The organism is Frankia tisae (genome assembly GCF_025403405.1).
Taxonomy (GTDB): domain Bacteria; phylum Actinomycetota; class Actinomycetes; order Frankiales; family Frankiaceae; genus Frankia; species Frankia tisai.
Genome location: NZ_JANEZT010000799.1, coordinates 1 through 472 on the forward strand (window position 1 = coordinate 1; position 472 = coordinate 472).

Sequence of the window (472 nt, forward strand, 5' to 3'; positions counted from 1 at the left end):
CTCTCGGACCACGCCCAGGGCCCGCAGATAGCCGTCCGGGTTGAATCGGATCGTCTGCGAGACGACCACGGGCACGTTGGTGGGCATGTCGACGGCCCGGGCGACGATCTCGTGCCAGTCGACTCCGTTCGAGCGGTAGCTCTGCGCGCGCTCGATCACGAAGTCCTTCATGGTCTGGTTGGAGGCCAGGGCCGCCCGGGCGAAGCCGTCCCGCTGCTCGGCGGTGGGTGGCTGCTGGACGGCTTGGGCGAGGACCAGGATCGGCTGTTCCAGGTTCTGCATCTGGTCCTTCGGACCCGCGGTGAGCAGGACCGAATTGCCCGCCATCACGCGCACCGGCCGGAACCCGGCCATGTCGCCGATGCGGAAGGGCAGCGCGTCGACCTGCTGGGTCAGTGTCAGGGCCGGGCGCAGGGTGACGCCGGTCACCAGCTTGCGCATCGTCTCCTCGGTCTCCGCATCCGGAAGCGCC

Annotated in this window: 1 protein-coding gene; it reads right to left on the minus strand. The window is 69.3% G+C overall.

Features of this window, described 5'->3' with window-relative positions; all coding sequences use genetic code 11:
* On the minus strand, positions 1-472 hold a 472-nt coding region (locus NBZ85_RS31740; RefSeq protein WP_261563494.1), incomplete at both ends, for a hypothetical protein.